General features: G+C 31.1%; 15 protein-coding genes and 1 riboswitch. Of the genes, 10 read left to right on the top strand and 5 right to left on the bottom strand.

Features of this window, described 5'->3' with window-relative positions; all coding sequences use genetic code 11:
* The first annotated feature begins 226 nt into the window (after positions 1-226).
* The 4 genes from ACJDU8_RS06710 to ACJDU8_RS06695 all read left to right on the top strand — a co-directional run bounded on the left by ACJDU8_RS06710 (position 227) and on the right by ACJDU8_RS06695 (position 3,918).
* On the top strand, positions 227-724 hold the full coding sequence (locus tag ACJDU8_RS06710; protein ID WP_406791382.1) for a hypothetical protein: 498 nt from the start codon (positions 227-229) through the stop codon (positions 722-724).
* Between the two features lie 27 nt (positions 725-751).
* A complete protein-coding gene (locus ACJDU8_RS06705; protein WP_406791381.1) occupies positions 752-1,480 on the top strand; it encodes a hypothetical protein in 729 nt (242 codons plus the stop codon).
* 16 nt (positions 1,481-1,496) lie between these two features.
* Positions 1,497-1,955, top strand: coding sequence for a pyridoxamine 5'-phosphate oxidase family protein (locus ACJDU8_RS06700; protein WP_406791380.1), 459 nt, complete (start codon positions 1,497-1,499; stop codon positions 1,953-1,955).
* A 141-nt stretch (positions 1,956-2,096) separates the two neighbouring features.
* Positions 2,097-2,199: riboswitch (SAM riboswitch) on the top strand.
* A gap of 81 nt (positions 2,200-2,280) precedes the next feature.
* Positions 2,281-3,918 carry a methyl-accepting chemotaxis protein gene (locus ACJDU8_RS06695; RefSeq protein WP_406791379.1) on the top strand — a complete coding sequence of 546 codons (1,638 nt, stop codon included), beginning with the start codon at positions 2,281-2,283 and terminating at the stop codon, positions 3,916-3,918.
* A gap of 54 nt (positions 3,919-3,972) precedes the next feature.
* On the opposite strand, the gene ACJDU8_RS06690 is transcribed toward ACJDU8_RS06695, so the two are convergent.
* The 4 genes from ACJDU8_RS06690 to ACJDU8_RS06675 form a co-directional block, all read right to left on the bottom strand.
* Positions 3,973-5,676 carry a GMC family oxidoreductase N-terminal domain-containing protein gene (locus ACJDU8_RS06690; RefSeq protein WP_406791378.1) on the bottom strand — a complete coding sequence of 568 codons (1,704 nt, stop codon included), beginning with the start codon at positions 5,674-5,676 and terminating at the stop codon, positions 3,973-3,975.
* Between the two features lie 19 nt (positions 5,677-5,695).
* Positions 5,696-6,367, bottom strand: a complete 672-nt coding sequence (locus ACJDU8_RS06685; RefSeq protein WP_406791377.1) for a hypothetical protein — start codon at positions 6,365-6,367, stop codon at positions 5,696-5,698.
* A 181-nt stretch (positions 6,368-6,548) separates the two neighbouring features.
* Entirely contained in the window at positions 6,549-7,037 is a 489-nt protein-coding gene (locus tag ACJDU8_RS06680) for a DUF6803 family protein (protein ID WP_406791376.1), read from the bottom strand.
* 265 nt (positions 7,038-7,302) lie between these two features.
* Positions 7,303-7,434, bottom strand: coding sequence for a hypothetical protein (locus ACJDU8_RS06675; protein ID WP_406791375.1), 132 nt, complete (start codon positions 7,432-7,434; stop codon positions 7,303-7,305).
* Positions 7,435-7,828: 394 nt separating this feature from the next.
* Between ACJDU8_RS06675 and ACJDU8_RS06670 the strand changes: the two genes are divergently transcribed.
* The 3 genes from ACJDU8_RS06670 (at position 7,829) to ACJDU8_RS06660 (ending at position 11,633) form a co-directional block, all read left to right on the top strand.
* Positions 7,829-8,476 carry an HAD family hydrolase gene (locus tag ACJDU8_RS06670; RefSeq protein WP_406791374.1) on the top strand — a complete coding sequence of 216 codons (648 nt, stop codon included), beginning with the start codon at positions 7,829-7,831 and terminating at the stop codon, positions 8,474-8,476.
* Between the two features lie 192 nt (positions 8,477-8,668).
* On the top strand, positions 8,669-9,538 hold the full coding sequence (locus tag ACJDU8_RS06665; protein ID WP_406791373.1) for a GGDEF domain-containing protein: 870 nt from the start codon (positions 8,669-8,671) through the stop codon (positions 9,536-9,538).
* A gap of 232 nt (positions 9,539-9,770) precedes the next feature.
* Positions 9,771-11,633 (top strand): APC family permease, encoded by a 1,863-nt coding sequence (locus ACJDU8_RS06660; RefSeq protein ID WP_406791372.1) that lies wholly within the window; start codon positions 9,771-9,773, stop codon positions 11,631-11,633.
* A 91-nt stretch (positions 11,634-11,724) separates the two neighbouring features.
* Here the strand turns inward: ACJDU8_RS06660 and ACJDU8_RS06655 are convergent, their stop codons facing one another.
* Positions 11,725-12,456 carry a LysE family translocator gene (locus ACJDU8_RS06655; protein WP_406791371.1) on the bottom strand — a complete coding sequence of 244 codons (732 nt, stop codon included), beginning with the start codon at positions 12,454-12,456 and terminating at the stop codon, positions 11,725-11,727.
* A 278-nt stretch (positions 12,457-12,734) separates the two neighbouring features.
* Here ACJDU8_RS06655 and ACJDU8_RS06650 point away from each other — a divergent pair, with 278 nt between their 5' ends.
* Genes ACJDU8_RS06650 through ACJDU8_RS06640 form a run of 3 tightly spaced genes read left to right on the top strand, consistent with a single transcriptional unit; the run spans position 12,735 to position 17,295 of the window.
* Complete coding sequence (locus ACJDU8_RS06650) at positions 12,735-13,172, top strand: MarR family winged helix-turn-helix transcriptional regulator (RefSeq protein WP_406791370.1); 438 nt, start codon at positions 12,735-12,737, stop codon at positions 13,170-13,172.
* 41 nt (positions 13,173-13,213) lie between these two features.
* Complete coding sequence (locus ACJDU8_RS06645) at positions 13,214-15,439, top strand: ABC transporter ATP-binding protein (protein ID WP_406791369.1); 2,226 nt, start codon at positions 13,214-13,216, stop codon at positions 15,437-15,439.
* Entirely contained in the window at positions 15,436-17,295 is a 1,860-nt protein-coding gene (locus tag ACJDU8_RS06640; protein WP_406791368.1) for an ABC transporter ATP-binding protein, read from the top strand. The genes ACJDU8_RS06645 and ACJDU8_RS06640 overlap by 4 nt, the downstream gene beginning before the upstream one ends.
* The last annotated feature ends 46 nt before the right edge of the window (positions 17,296-17,341 follow it).

Below are 17,341 nucleotides of genomic sequence, written 5' to 3'. Positions count from 1 at the left end.
AAAACTGGAGACTAGGATATTTCTTCTAAATGTAATTTTAGAAGTATGTCCTAGTTTTTTTTATAAATGAAGACTGTTTATGAGACAGAGGTATCAGTCTTTTAATACCGAGGTATGTCTCAAGGAGAACTCGACGTCACTCAATCTAATGATAGCTATTATACAGTTAATACAGGGTTATGGGTTACCTTTATCAACCTAAATTTATTATAGAGGGAGAAAGTTTATGATAGTTACAAACAATTATGAAAAACAACTTAGCTTTGAGGAGGTCGTAGAAAAGTATACTGAAATTCCAAAACTAATTATTTTAAAAACTGATGTTCAGCGAAGAGGTGTACACTATACAGAAAAAGCTTTAGAGAAAATTGATCCTGATGTTTATCAATTAATAGGATCAAATGTATTCTTTGCTTCACTTGGGGCTAGGGACCAAAAAACAAAATCAGTTCCAGAATCATTAATTTTAAGGGATGGAACAACTATAATAACAGATCCAACACCTTTGGACCAAAATCCTTATAGTGTAGACTATATAGATGGTAAATTCGTACTAGTTGATAATGAAAAAATAATAGAAGAAGTTGATTTCTGGGAGAAACCAGATTACTATGGAAAAGTTACTAGTAGTGGTACACCAATGGATTCAGTAGTATTTGCAAGACCTCAGAGATTAAATATAACGCCATCATCATATTGCTATTTTTGGAAGAATAATCATTGATGCAAATACTGTGATTTGGTTCCTCATTTGAGTAAAGATGGAGTTATAAAGAAAAAGTTAACACCTCAGGATGCATATGAAACAGTAAAGGAGGCATTAAAGCAGAAAGGGAGATTTACAACTATATGCATGACTATGGACTCAGATACCAATGGTGTGGTACCATTTGATGCTGAGGCTGATTATTACATTGAGATTTTAAAAGCAATAGGTCAGAACTTTAAAACAAGGAGATTCCCAAGCCAAATAATAACAACTGCATTAAATGAAGAGCAACTAGGGCGTTTATATAATGAAACAGGGTTAACAAGTTATACTTCTGATATAGAGGTTCTAAATAATGATTTATTTAAATGGATTTGTCCTGGTAAAGAAGAGTGGGTTGGATATAATGAATGGAAAAATCGTCTTAAAAGGGCAGTCAATATTTTTGGGAAAGGAAATGTAAATTCAGGAATTGTTGGAGGCGTTGAACTAGCAAAGCCAAATGGGTTTAAAACTGAAGACGAAGCACTTAAAAATACACTTGAAGAAGCGGAAGATCTAATGAGCAGTGGTGTATCAGTCGTATATATTGTTTGGGTTCCAAGACCGCTTTCATTTTTTGGAGATCAGAAGAATGCATCACTGGAATATTATGTAAGGTTAGCTAAAGGCCTTAATGATATTAGAACAAAATATGGATTAACAATAGATTTTGACGATTATCGCAGATGCGGGAATCATCCTAATTCTGATTTACAGAGAGTGTTATAAAGGGGTGAAGAATGAAATGGCAAACATAAATGATATAAAGAATATTATTAATAATTCAGAGACCACAAAGATACTTGCAACTGTTGGAATAAACGGCATACCTCATACCAGTGTAAAGCAGACCATCCATATTAATGAAGAAGGGAATATTGAATATGTTGAACTTTTTGAGTCGTCACAAAGTTATAGAAATATAACAGGAAGTATATGGTATGATAAAAAAGTTTCAATTGCAATATGCGGAAAAAATAAAGAAAGCTATACAATAATTGGCAGACCAGTGAAAATACTCATTACAGGGAGATATTTCGAAGAGATATATTCAGATATCCTTGAAAAATTAGGATTTGATATGGCAGCGGTTGTTATTATTGAACCCGAATCCATAGAAAATCAATCTCCAAGAGATAAGTTTGAAAAGCAGGAAAAAGATAAGCCATTCTTTAAGCATTTAGATAGAATTAAAAAGGCCTAGAAATAGATTAAGCAATGGTTTCGTTGAAGAAGCATTTATATATTTAATATAAACAATCTCTATAATGTTTATAAAATTATTGACAAATTGTAGCTTTAATGTATATAATTTATTGTAATAAAAATGAATACAATATATACTCTCTTATCAAGAGTGGTGGAGGGACTGGCCCTGTGAAGCCCGGCAACAGCTAGAAGTCTAGAAATGTGCTAAATCCTGAAGGATATTTCCTTGGAGATGAGAGGATGCTGTAGTTTTTTGGCCTCTTCTTATTGTTATGAGAAGAGGCTTTGTATTTTAATTTTACTTTGGGGAGGGTTTGAACATGGAAAATAAAAAAATAGGGGCCATATTTGGTACGATTTCAGTATTTTTAACAGCAGTAGTTTTTATTGTTTCCACTATTGTAGGAGGAAGAGGCATTATATTAAATAACATTATATGGGTTCTGGCAATTATAATTTTAGTTACAACTATTCTGACAATGTTAAAATTGAATCTTAAATCATTGTCAGATATTGACAAATCTATAAAAGAAATATCTCAGGGAGATTTAACGAAAAAAATAAAAGTACATGAAAGAAGCATATTTAGTGATTTATGCTCCAATATAAATGTATTAATTCTAAGTATGAGAGGATTTATAAATGAAACAAACATAATGACTGATAAAGTTGTAAACCACTGTGAAGATTTAAGTTCAAATGCAATGCTGGTGGAAAGTTCGGGAGAAGAGACCAGTTCCGCTATAAACAATATATCCCAGGATATGATAGAGCAGATGAATGATGTAATTACAACAGAAACGCTTATTAAAGAGTTTATAGAAGGTCATAAATCTATATCAGAAAATGGGGGATTAATTGAAAGTAATGCTTATTCTATGATGGAAGTAGTGAAACATAGTAATAAAATATGTGAAGAATTAATTAAAAAGATGAATCAGTCTTCAGACTTAAATGCAAATTTAGTATCAAAAGTAAAAAATTTATATGAAAAAGCTTTTAAAATTCAGAATATAGCAGATGCAGTAAATAATATAAGCAAAAACACTAACCTGCTTTCTCTAAATGCTTCTATAGAAGCTGCAAAGGCAAAGGAAAGCGGTTCAGGTTTTGCAGTAGTGGCAAATGAAATAAGAAAACTAGCTGCTATATCTTCTAATCAGGCCAGAGAAATACAGTGTATAATAGACGAAATTAAATCAGAAATAACAAATATATCTTCTAGTATGGATAATGAAGTGGAAATATTTAATGAAACCATAACATTTTCTAATGCCACAAAGGAAAATTTAGATAATATATATAGGGAAAGTAAAAAGTCTATAGATTCCATAGAAAGTATAAATAAAGTTATTAATATACAAAATAAGAAGATAATTGATATAAAAGATTTAATGGGACAAGTATCTGAAATATCGGAAAATACTTCTGCAGCTACCCAGCAGGTTGCTGCAGCTTCACAGGATCAAGTATCTGCCATGAAAAGTGCATTTGAATCTATTTCGAATTTATCAGATATGAATAAAAAGTTAAAAGAAGGTATTTCCTCTTTTGCTAAAGACTACAAAGTAGATGAAGAAGTATACAACAATATAGAAATGGGATTAAAAGAACTCAGGCGAATAGCACAAATTGAGGGCTTGAGTACCATGGATTATAATATTTGTACTGAAATATTAACAAAAAATATAGATAAATGTCCTTATTTTGAACTATTTGGATTAGTACAAAAGGATGGACTTAGAAAGGCTATAACCCTGGATTATAAAGAAGAAGATGTATATACTAGTTTTTTGCACAGACCTTATTTTAAACAATCAATAACAGGCAGAGAATATCAATCCCAACCGTATATATCTGTAGATACTAATAATTACTGTATAGCACTTTCAGTTCCGGTTATAGATAAGAAAGGTGAAATTGTAGGGGTGCTAATGGGAGATTTAATATTGGGATAATAAATATAAGACTTATCTCAAATACTGCCATTGATAACACCCCTATCATCAAAGCTAACTAAAATATTTATCCGCTATTTTTTCAGCTGTACGTGCTGCCAGAGCTTGTGTTGTAAGGGTGGGATTAGCCCCACCCAAACCATTATAAAGTACACTGTTATCTGCAATGAATAATCTTTTAACTTGTTTGGCTTCGCAATTTGTATCAGTAACATACCCCATACGCATAGTGCTGTGCATATGGACCAACAGGTTGTGTGTGCAGTCTGTACGTATAATTTTATTAGCGCCTGCTTTTTTAAGTATATCTGCCGCAATAGCAGCAAGCTTATTTCTTTTTTGTATGTCGTTTTTGCATGGAATATATTTGATTACAGGAATAAAACCATTTTCATCTTTTATAAGATTATCCAGCGTAACTGTATTTAGTATACTTGCCTCGTCATCAGTAAATAGTAGAATACTTAGTGTCCTTGGGTATTCCATCATAATTTCTTTAAGCTCCTGTCCTACTATCCTGCCTCTAATATCCCAGGACTCTTCGGCATTAGGTTTATGTAAAAAGTTGTAACCATAGTTACTTAATGAATATGATAATGTGGAATATATCCCAGGACTTACCCCTAGTCCCTGAAGTGCACCGAGTCCCGGATAGTCAAATCTAGCTGCTGAATTTTGTCCTGCATAGGGTTTTACATCAGGAGTACCTAATATGTCCATTAAAACCTTTTCGTCAAATATACCAGATATGCAATCAAACCAGTGGTTTGTTAATCCTTTTCCTACCCAAGGATTGTTTGGAAGCTTTGAATTAAGCCACAACCTAGGAGATTCAATAGCTCCAGCTGCCATGACTATAACTTTCGCATTAAGTTCACCCTTTTCTCCTGTCCATGTATCTTTATATTTAACACCTACGGATTTTAAATCTCCACTTGTATCTTTTTCTATTATAATTTTGGTGGCAAATGTATTGGGCCTGACTTCTACATTACCAGTTTCTAAAGCTAGGGGAATATAACTAACTAGTGTAGAACGTTTTGCTACTTTTTCTACAGAAGGTCCAATACGACAACCGTTAATACAATGGCCGCAAAGGGTACAGCCCTCTGTACTATATTCAAACTTAAAATCTGAATTTTTTACATTTGGATTGGGAGGTAAAATTGCATTGGGTTGGGGGCGGTATCCTGGATTTGTTACGTTAAGTGTTTTTAAAAGTGGCCATCCTGTTTTCTTGGCACCATAAAAAAATAATTCTTCCTTATCTGTCATTGGAGCCTGAGAAACAGGAAGTGTTGATTCAACTTTTTCATAGTATGGAATTAGTTCCTCATAGGAAATTGGCCAGACATTATTCATAGAAATAGGAAAAGCCCTAGGAGAGTTTCCGAAATAGAGCAGTGTAGATCCTCCTATGCTGGAGCTTTGCCAGGCGAAACCTCCTTGTGGAATTTTTCTAAACCAAGCAGGCCTGCTTCTATCTGCAGGTCCCCAACGAAATCTTCCAATTATATTATCGTTTGTATCTCCTTCATAATCTGTAAAACATCTATGTAAAATTTCAGCACTCAGATCCTCAGTGCTAGTGGAGCTTATATCTCCATGCTCTTTAAGTGGACTAGGCCATTTTTTATTTCCATACCATGTTCCTGCTTCTAGCAATAAAACTTTTATACCCTTTTCTCCCAATTCTTTTGCAACCACGGCACCTCCACCGCCTGCACCAATAATTATAACATCAGCATTCTTTGTCATAAAACAGCCCTCCTGTTTTTTATTCGGTAAATTTCTCCAACAAATAGCCGCGGAAAGTATGATATCCCTTGGAAGGTCCGGGGTATCCAACTTGTTCCCAACCTATTGGGAAATATTCTATTTTTCGTTTGTTAGGTGTTTCCATACTGGTTGAACCATATGCTGACCATTCAGTGTAGTAGCCTATTGTAACAAACATAATTATTGCACCTATTATAGCAATTATAACACCTGGATTATTGTAAAAAGGTATAGGTAAATGTGCAGGGTTCACTTTTAATTCTTCCAGAAGAGTTATTGCACGAAAACGATCATCTGGTGCTAGCGATGCAAATATACATTTGTGAGCAAATAATTTTTCATCTATAGAATTCTTATTCTCTTTAGAAGTAATCAATTGTCTAGCAGCTACATCCAGCATTTTTGCAGTGGCATTAGCCAGATAAATGTTAAAATTTGATATGGGTGTATGTAAAGAAATAAAATTATTTAACAGCCATATTTCATATCCATGGGTATTACAGTCCAGTGCCCCGAATAATTGAATAGGCCCCTGATTTTCTGCTAATTTGGGGGTCTTTGGTATTGTAGCATCTACTAATGCTTTAAAGGTTATTTTGGTACGGGGCAGGGGATATTTGCTTTGGTTTTTTATCATTTCAGGAAAAAGTTTAAAAATATTTAAATTCATATATTTGGCTCCATTGATATTAATAATATAATTTTCATTTGATAGATTGCTTAATAGACATAGTTTGTCGTTAATATGAAATTTTATTCATAAGTAGTATTATATTCAGATTATAAAAAAACAAAAACAGGCTTTTATAGCCCGTTTTTATATAGAATTTCAGTTTCCATTCATTTAGCCCCTACATCTTGTGCATTGCCGGCATGTTATTTATAATTTTAGGATCTACCATACCGAAAATCATTGCAATGTGTGCCACTATTAAAAAACCTCCTACAAGGATGAAGTGAATTCGCATTTTTTCTTCTGCTGTTTTATCTTTAAATAGTATATTTAGTTCCATTAATGCTATGGGGAGTAAAAATACTACACCACTTAAATAAAAACCTACTGCAACTACATCTATCCATGTATACCATCCGCTAGTTTTGGTAAGTGGGATTACTGCATTGAAAAAGAGATAAATGAATATTCCGGTAAAGTAAAATCCATCAAATATACCAACAATTTTGTTTAAGGTTCTTAAACCCCCATTTTTAATTCTGTAGAAAATTATAAAAAATTCTGTTATAGTAAGTGTTTCAGCGCATATTACAGGTATAGCCATAAAAATAATTAAATTCCAGGGTTGATTAGCAGCTAATAATAACATATAATGAGTCATACTCACAGTTTTTACCTCCTATTTTATATTTGTATTCTGTCATTTAATTTTTTGTAAAGTGTTGTACTGTGGTATAATATCAAAAATGTATGAAGATCTTATGAAGATGGATTATAATCATAGATAGTTTTTTAGCTAGGGTTTACATTGGAGATTTCTCGTATTTAAAGGGGAGGGTATAATTAGATAGGAAATGCTGGAAATAAAAAAAGACCTTTTCATACATCTATTCTATTTTTTTTCAAAAATAGAATAGCGTATAACAAAGGTTTCATTTTAAATGATTTTTATTTTTCTTATGTGATAAAGTATTTTTTTCTACAATATCAAAAGATTCACACAAGCACTCTTCAATAACGTCAGAAGTCATTAATACTGATTTTTTATCATTTATTTTACTCAATATTTTCACCTTCCTTTTGCTTTTTTTTATTATATATCTATAATATGTGTATGTCAATTAAAATTATACTAAAAAATAAAAAAAAAATATTTATTTCTTCTAAAAGTCAGAATTTATGAATTTTTCTTATAAATATTCATGAAGTGTTAATATTAATTATATTAAGGAGTTTAGAGGGTAAGCTATATTTATTTATTTAATTTGTGGAACTTAATTTGTGAAATTTAATTTATATATATGTATATTTAAGAATATTTCAAATATTCGGACAAGTATTTATAAAACGTTTACAGTTTTACCAACTTAAAGATAGCTTCAGTTTTGTATAGTTTAATTATTGTTATAAATAATTTATAATATTAATAAATATTTAGACATTATAAGGGGGATTAAAATGATAAAATTAATAATTTTTGATTATGATGGAGTAATAGTGGATTCTTTTTCTAATGTTTACGACATATATAAAATTATAGGCAGTGAACTAAATGTAAAAATACCGTCTACAATTGAAGAATTTAGAAATGTATATGGATATGATTTTCATGAATGTTATAAAAATCTTGGTATGGATGTAAATAAACAAAAAAAAGCTGTAGAAATATTTAAAAGAGAAATTATTACTAAAAAGCCAGATCTTTTTCAAGGAATTAAAGATGTTTTAAAATGGGCATATAATAATTATAAGTTAGTATTAGTATCTTCAAATTATAATGATGAGGTAGTACAAAAGCTTACAAGTCATAATATAGATAAATATTTTTCTGGCATAATAGGACATAAATATGGGCAGTGTGAATTGGATAAATCTAAAGAATTTAAATCTATGCTTGATAAATATAATGTCAATAGTAATGAAGCAATAGTAATTGGTGACAGACTATGTGATTATGATTCAGGAATACTAGCGGGAATAAATAATATAATTTTAGTTGAATATGGTTGGGGATATGATAAAAATAAATTTGAAAATAATAATAAGCTTATTATAAGTAAACCAATGCAATTGATTGATGCTATTAAAGCAATTGATATCTTATAGAAAAAATATCAATATACTTTAATACATTTAATGCATTAGAAAATAATAATACCATTATTTTCTAATGCATTTTATTTTTATATGGGAAAAGTGAAATAAATATAAAAAAAAGTATTATAAAGTAGAAAAAACATTATTTATGGGATATAATTTTTTATTATAAGGATAGTTTTACTGGTTGGTGGTGAATCTATGAGTAAAATAGATGAATTAATTAATAGCTTAAACAAATTATGTAATTTAGATGATTTATTTATTTCGCAAAAAAATATTAATAATTGTAAATATATAAAAATTAAACTCCATTATTCAAGTTATTATTTATATATTTCAAAGCATGCTGATGGTAATACGGTAAGCTGCATTAAAAGCATTTTAGAACTTTTTATAAGGGAAAACTATGAAAATAAATTTTATTTGAAAGAATTAAAGAGTATAAATTTAAAATTAGAAAAAATAGTAAAATATAGAACAAGAGAAATTGAAAATAAAAATAAGTTGTTAGAAAGAGAAAAACGTAAACTCAATGAAGCAAATTTTAAGTTAACTAGGTTAAATATGTATTTAGATAATATGTCTAGGACCGATCCTCTTACAAGATTATCTAACAGAAGAGATTTGAGACAAAAGTTTGAATATGAAGTAAAGAAAAACAGGACAAGGCCCATATCATTTTCATTAGCAATTGGAGATGTTGATTTTTTCAAAAGTATCAATGATACATACGGACATGGATGCGGAGATCTGGTTCTAAAAAAAATAGCGAGTATATTTAAAAAAAATTTAAGAAAAGAAGATGTAATTTCAAGATATGGAGGGGAAGAGTTTGTGATTTTTCTTCCAGAGACAGATTTAAAGCATTCCTTTTACACAGTGGAAAATATTAGAACTGTAATTGAAAAACAAGTCTTTCAATATGATGGGAATATATTTCGTATGACAATGAGTTTTGGACTAGTTAATTTTAACTACAATATTAGTTTTACAGAATGTATTGAAAGGGCAGATGCAGCCCTTTATGAGGCAAAAGTCAGAGGGAGAAATAGAGTTGTTTTAATATAGTTTTAATTATGATTATTTAAATACTTCTTGAATTATAAATATTCTTAAATTATACTAAATTAGAGAATAAAGCTAAAAAACAATTAAATTGTTTATTTCACCATGGTAAATAGGGTAATTTGATTGAAAACAGGCTTTAAATATGGAAAATAAAGCTATTATAAAATTGAATAATAATATATAATCGTCTCATACTAAAGTTAAGAGAAAATTTACTTTTAGAGGTGCAAAAATGTTATCTAAATTAGGAAGATTATTAATAGGTAAAAGTTTAAAAACTGCAGAGCTGAAATCTGAAAAGTTTAATGTATTTTGGGGATTGCCTATCCTATCCAGTGATGCAATATCATCTGTAGCTTATGCAGGAGAGGAAATATTATTGGTACTTATACCAGTTTTAGGTATAATGTCATATAAATATATGCTTTATGCATCTATGTGTATTGTATTTTTACTATTTATACTTACGATCTCATATAGACAAACTATAGATGCTTATCCTCAAGGCGGAGGAGCTTATATTGTTGCAAAGGATAACTTGGGAACCATTCCAGGGCTTGTAGCAGGAGCATCCCTAACTATTGACTATATATTAACTGTAGCGGTAAGTGCATCGGCAGGTACTGCAGCTGTGATTTCTGCAGTACCCTATTTATTGGATCACAGGGTTACTATAACTTTATTATTCATACTTATTATAACTATAGGAAATCTTAGGGGAATAAGAGAATCCTCTAAATTATTTGGCATACCTACTTATTTGTTTATAGTTTCTGTATTATTTATGATTATATTTGGAATATTTAAAGTAAAGATAGGAGGTTATGTACCTGAAGCTGCCAATAAAATACCACCTGCTGTTTCTGATATAACTATATTCTTATTTCTTAGAGCTTTCGCATCAGGGTGTACTGCATTAACAGGTATAGAAGCAGTAAGCAATGGTATTCCAAATTTTAAAGAACCTTCACAAAAAAATGCTAAAATAGTTTTAGGATTGCTTTCTCTAGCTATTTTAGCTATATTTGGCGGGCTTTCTTACCTCGCTACCCTTTATCATGCACTTCCTAACCCGGATGTGACTGTAATTGCACAAATTACATCCCAAGTGTTTGGAAAAAATATTATGTTTTATGAAATTCAAATAGTTACTACTATTATACTTATAATGGCAAGTAACACTGCTTTTACAGGTTTGCCGTTATTACTAGCCTTTATAGCTAAAGATGGATTTGCACCAAGGCAATTTACTAAGAGGGGAAAAAGACTTGGTTATTCCAATGGAATTATAATGCTAGGAGTAATATCATCTGTACTTGTTATTTTATTTAGAGGAGAAACTCATAGTTTACTGCCATTATATGCAGTGGGAGTGTTTATATCCTTTACTTTGTCCCAGGCAGGAATGTTTAAAAGATGGATAAAACTAAAAAATTCAGGGTGGAGACACAAGGCACTTATAAATGGAGTAGGTGCAATAGTTACTTGTGCTACAGCTATAGTTATAGGAATAACCAAATTCTTACATGGTGCATGGATTGTTTGTATATTAATACCTTTAATTGTGTATGTTATGAAGAGAATAAAAAGTCATTACTGCGAAGCATCAAAGCAGCTTAAGCTTACAGTAAATGAAAGGCCTAAAGAAATAAATTTTTCAGAACAGAAAAGGTATGTAATAGTTCCTATAGATACTTTAAATAAATCTTTTCTAAAGGCACTAAATTATGCTAGAACAATATCAAACAATATAATAGTTTTTCATGTTTCAGTAGATGATGAGGCTACAGATAAACTTTTAAAAAAATGGCATGAGTATAATATAGGTATACCTATAATAGTGAAAAAATCTCCTTATAGGAGTATAGTTGGACCTTTGGTTAAGTTTATAGAATCTGAGGAATATACTGCAGGGTCTAAGGATACTGTGACAGTTGTTTTGCCTCAATTTGTAGTTACCAAGTGGTGGGGAAATATACTTCATAATCAAACTGCATTATTTATTAAAACTATGCTGCTTAGAAGGAGAAATATAGCAATAGTTACAGTGCCTTATATAATCTTTGAAGATCATGAAAAACGCTCAAAAAAATAATTTGATTATTTAATATTTCATGGTATTTAGCAAATAGGTTTCTCTAATATCACAATTATTAGAGAAATCTATTTTTTATATCTTTTACTTATTATCTATGGATATGGAAAGGTATTTTAGATTTTACATTTAAAAATAGTTCAAATAATTTTGAATGTAAAATAGGCGGTCTTCTTATACTAAATGGATTAAAAGCACCTAAAAATATTATGATTCCTGAAAATATAATTATTGAATTTAAAGCTTTATTTATAGATTTTGTATTTTTGGTATTAAGTTTATTGCTGAATTTATGGGCAGTGAAAATTAATGCAAGCCACCACAGCATGCTGCCTATAAATACTCCTAATATCAAAAGTATTCTGCTGGTCATATCCTTTCCTATGTGTACTAAATGCAATCCTGTAAATACAGCCATAAATGAAAAAACAGTGGCTGGATTTGCAAATGCCATTAAAAAAGTTGAGGTAAAAGCTTTAAATAATGAACTGTTATTTGAAAAGGATTTTGTTTTCAACGTTTCATGTACATCTTTAGCTGGCTTTTCTCTTATAAAAGCATATGCTCCAAAAAAAATTAATACAATTCCACCTATAATACGAAAGTATAATCCATGTAAAAGGATAAACTTTTCTATTATTATAAAGCTTAGGGAAGCTAATGATGCGTAAATGCTATCTGCCAGTGCTGAACCTAGTCCTGAAATTAGACCATATGTATTTCCAAAAGCAAGAGTATTTTTAAGGCATATTGCACCGATAGGACCTGCTGGCATTCCTGTTATTAATCCTATAAGCACTCCTCTAAACAAATTTGTTAACATAAAATTTCCCACTTCCAATTATTGTGATTGATATTTAGATTTATATGTTATTATTTTATATTTAATATGCCATATGTTCAATAACTATATGTATTTTACTAGTTTTTATAAAAAAATTTATTAGGACATAAATATTACCAAAATTTATATTTTAAATTTTTCTTTAATAGAATTTAAAAATATTGACTTACAAGAATATAAGTAGTAGAATATTTCATAGTCGAAAAGTTTGAATGCGAAATATTTCTATGCGAAATATTTTTGAAGGAGGTGAGGCCATGGACTATGAGAATAAAGGTATTTTGATAATAAAAAAAATGAAGGTAATATTATTTTCTTTCAAAAAAAATATAGCTAATAGATTTAATCCTTTTAATCTTACGGGAACTCAAGGAATGCTCATTGGAATATTACATAGGCATGGTGAGATGAAGATAAGTGATTTAGGCAAAAAAATGGGATTATCTAATAGCACTATATCTGGAATTGTAGATAGACTGGAAAAACAGGAGCTAATTAAGAGAACTAGAAGTGAAACAGACAGGAGAGTAGTATATATTAGTGTAACTCCAAAATTCGAAAAAAGCTTTCAAGAGAATTTTTGTAACATTGAAAAAAAGTTTGAAGAAATAGCAGATAAAGTTTCCCCTGAGGAAATTGACATAATACTTCGGGGATTGAATGTACTAGAGAAGTTGGTAAATAAATGGGAGTGATTTTAAATTTATATGACTAAATGAGGAGAGTAGATGTAATAATGATGAAATTAATAAAATATTTAAAACCATTTATTGTGATGATTATTACTGCAGTGCTGCTTTTGTTTGTGCAGGCCATGTGTGATCTTGCACTTCCAAACTATACCTCTGATATTGTAAATAAAGGTATACAACAGGGAGGTATTACAAGTGCTGTTCCCCAGGCAATAAGACAGGGTGAAATGAATAAAATACAAATACTTATGAAGGAAACGGACAAAGAAGAAGTTTCTAGAAATTATACTCTTATTGATAAGTCAAGTGGGGATTATGATAAGTATTTAAAAGATTATCCTAATCTTAAAAATGAACCAATATTTGTGCTTAAAAACATAAATCAAAATGAAATAGATAGACTTAATCCTATAATGGGTAAGGCAATACTTGGGGCTTCCGGTATTGACAAAATTAAATCCACTGCAAAAAATGGAATAATTTCTTTTAATGGAATGAAGATACCTGCTAATGTGAATTTGTTTGAAATAATTTCTAAGATGCCAGAGGTGCAGCGTGTAAAAGTAATTGATGATATAAATAAAAAAGTTTCAAGTTTAGATAACAATATGATTGTTCAATCTGCTGCTTCATCCATTAAAGCTGAGTATAAGGCCCTTGGAATGAATACGGATAGAATTCAGAATAAATATATTATAAATACAGGAATAGTTATGCTGCTTGTGTCATTACTGGGTGGTATATGTACTGTCATAGTGGGATTTTTAGCTGCTAAGACTGCGGCAGGACTTGCAAGAAACCTTCGTAAAAATATATTTGAAAAGGTTGAAGGATTTTCAAATGGAGAATTTAATGATTTTTCAACAGCCTCTCTTATAACAAGGAGTACTAATGACATAACACAAATACAAATGCTTATGGTAATCATGATAAGAATGGTATTCTATGCACCTATTATGGGAATTGGAGGTATAATAAGAGCTGTTGAAAAAAGCAGATCCATGTCATGGATTATTGCAGTTGCAGTTATAGTACTTTTAGGGTTAATTCTTGTAGTATTTGCAGTTGCTTTTCCAAAGTTTAAAATCATACAAAAACTTATTGACAGACTTAATCTGGTAACCCGTGAAAGTCTCTCAGGTATGATGGTTATAAGAGCCTTTAATAACCAACGATTTGAGGAAAAGCGTTTTAATAGAGCAAATACAGATGTTACCCGTACAAGTCTCTTTGTAAATCGTGTAATGGTCTGTATGATGCCTGCTATGATGCTTATTATGAATGGAGCTACACTGCTTATTGTATGGACGGGTTCCCATCAAGTTGCAGATGGAAATATACAGGTAGGGGATATGATGGCGTTTATGCAGTATGCAATGCAGATAATTATGGCATTTTTAATGCTTGCAGTAATGTTCATTCTCATACCTAGAGCATCTGTTTCAGCCCAGCGTATTGATGAAGTGCTGAAGAAAAAGATTTCAATTGAGGATCCTAAAAATCCAAAGCATTTTGATGACAATATGAAGGGTATAGTTGAATTTAATAATGTATCATTCAGGTATCCGGGAGCTGAAGAAGATGCACTGAAAAATGTAAGTTTTAAGACATTACCTGGTAAGACTACTGCATTCATTGGCTCTACAGGTTCTGGTAAGACTACTCTTGTAAATTTAATTATGCGATTTTATGATGTAACGCAGGGAGAGGTACTTGTAGATGGTGTAAATGTAAAGGAAGCATCCGGTTATGAGCTTCGTGATAAAATTGGATATGTACCTCAAAAAAATTATTTGTTTAGTGGCACAATTGAATCTAATCTCAAATATGCAAATAAAAATGTAGAAGAAGTAGATATGCAAAAAGCTGTGGAAATTGCTCAGGCGGTAGAGTTCATAAATACTAAGCCGGGAGGATTTAAAACTGAAATTTCCCAAGGAGGTTCAAATGTGTCTGGAGGTCAGAAGCAAAGACTATCTATTGCACGTGCACTTGTAAAGGAACCTGAAATTTATTTGTTTGATGATAGTTTTTCAGCTCTTGATTTTAAAACAGATGCGGCACTTAGAAAGGCACTTAGAAAAGAAACAGCATCATGTACATTCCTCATTGTAGCACAGCGTATTTCAACAATTATGGATGCTGATCAAATAGTAGTTCTTGACAATGGCAATGTAGTGGGAATTGGTACTCACAGAGAGCTTATGAAAAATTGTGACATATATAAAGAGATTGCATTGTCACAGCTTTCAAAGGAGGAATTGGCATGAGTGAGAAACAAACAGTAAAAAAACCTGCTGTACATCGAGGACCTGGCGGTATGATACAGGGCGGTGAAAAAGCAAGTAACTTTAAGGGTACAATGAAAAAGCTTATAAAGTATATGAATGAATATAAGGTTTCTGTTATTATTGTGTTTATATTTGCAGCAGTTAGTGCAGCATTTTCCATAGTAGGCCCTAAGATGTTAGGTCACGCAACTACAAAGCTTTTTGAAGGAATTGTGGGTAAATTTTCAGGTACCGGCACAGGGATAGACTTTAACTATATTGGAAGAATAATACTCATACTTGCCGGATTATATGCAGTAAGTTCACTTTTTGCCTATGTTCAAGGATGGATAATGTCTGGAGTTTCTATGAAAGTAAGTTATAAAATGAGAAAGGAAATTTCAGAGAAAATAAATAAAATGCCTCTTAAATACTTTGATGGTATAAATCATGGTGAAGTATTATCCCGTGTTACTAATGACGTTGATACTTTGAGCCAAACACTTAACCAGAGTCTTACTCAGATTATTACATCAATTACAACTATAATTGGAGTATTTATTATGATGCTCAGCATAAGTTTTTTTATGACTCTGGTAGCACTTTGCATAATTCCTTTATCTATGATAATTATGATGTTTATAATAAAGTATTCTCAAAAGTATTTTAAGCAGCAGCAGGATTATCTGGGACATGTGAATGGCCATGTGGAGGAAATGTATGGCGGACACATAGTTATGAAGGCCTTTAATGGAGAAGAAGAAAGTATTAAAAAATTTGATAAGCTTAATAATACTCTTTATAAATCCGCATGGAAATCCCAATTTATAACTAGTATGGTAATGCCTGTTATGAATTTTGTCAGCAACTTAGGTTATGTAGGTGTATGTGTTCTAGGCGGATGGCTTGCAATAAAAAAGACTATTGAAGTAGGTGATATTCAGGCTTTTATACAGTATGTGAGATCATTTACTCAGCCAATTACTCAAATTGCCAATATATCAAATGTACTTCAACAAACAGCAGCTTCTGCAGAACGTGTATTTGAATTTTTAGAAGAGGAGGAGGCAAGTCCTGAAACTGAAAATCCTGTAAAGCCTAAAAATATTAAAGGAAGTGTTGAGTTTAAGAATGTTCAATTTGGATATAATCCTGACAAGGTTGTAATTAACAATTTTTCAGCTGAAATAAAGCCAGGAGAGAAAGTTGCAATTGTAGGACCAACTGGTGCAGGTAAAACTACTATGGTTAAACTTTTAATGCGTTTTTATGATGTCAATAAGGGTGCTATTTTAGTAGAAGGACATGATGTAAGAGATTATATAAGAAGTGATTTAAGAGACATGTTTGGTATGGTTCTTCAGGATACTTGGCTTTATAATGGAAGTATAATGGAAAATATCAGATATGGAAGACTTGATGCTGCAGATGAAGAAGTGAAAGCTGCAGCAGAGGCGGCACATGTGGATAGCTTTGTAAGAACCCTTCCCGGAGGATATGATATGATACTTAATGAAGAGGCTTCAAATGTATCACAGGGTCAAAAACAGCTTCTTACTATTGCAAGAGCAATACTTGCTGATCCTAAAATACTTATTCTGGATGAAGCTACTAGTTCTGTAGATACACGAACGGAAGTGAAAATAAAAAAGGCTATGGATAATCTTATGAAAAACAGAACAAGTTTTATTATTGCACATAGATTATCAACAATTCGTGATGCTGATTTAATTCTTGTAATGGATAATGGAGATATTGTAGAACAGGGAAATCATGAAGAGCTTCTGAAAAAGGGAGGATTTTATGCCAGCCTTTATAATAGCCAGTTTGTCTCTTCAACAGTTATTGAAAGTTAAAAGTTCAAAGAGGAAAGTTCAAAAATGGAAGATTTCCGGGTATGCC

Origin of the sequence: Candidatus Clostridium eludens, from assembly GCF_045310515.1 — a bacterium.
Classification (GTDB): domain Bacteria; phylum Bacillota; class Clostridia; order Clostridiales; family Clostridiaceae; genus Clostridium_B; species Clostridium_B eludens.
This window is presented reverse-complemented; position numbering and strand designations above follow the sequence as displayed.